1 protein-coding gene is annotated in these 280 nt (G+C 37.9%); it reads right to left on the reverse strand.

The annotated features are described in order from the left end of the window. Positions 1–88: 88 nt before the first annotated feature. A partial coding sequence (locus tag AAEY83_RS14295; RefSeq protein ID WP_502945180.1) for a YbaK/EbsC family protein occupies positions 89–280 on the reverse strand: 192 nt, incomplete at its 5' end.

A 280-nucleotide genomic window follows, 5' to 3' on the forward strand; every position in this document is an offset into this window, starting at 1 on the left:
GTGTGGTATACCAACATCATGGGCAAACAGCGTTTATGTTTACGCTGCTTGCGGTTTGCTTATGTGGTTTATCGTTAATTATGTGGGCTTATTTTGAGGGTAAAAATACAACGCGCGGTTGATGCTTTGTGTAATTAAAAAATGTTTCTAAATCAGCTTTACTAAGCAACCATGTTTGGGTGTTTTCAAACGGATGACAATGAAACAAATCACCGTGCCAAATATCTTGCTCAACCCATAAGCTCACTTCGTTTTGCTTATCATTTAAAAGAGCCAACAT

The sequence above is a fragment of the Psychrobacter sp. TB20-MNA-CIBAN-0197 genome (genome assembly GCF_040309765.1).
Taxonomy (GTDB): domain Bacteria; phylum Pseudomonadota; class Gammaproteobacteria; order Pseudomonadales; family Moraxellaceae; genus Psychrobacter; species Psychrobacter submarinus.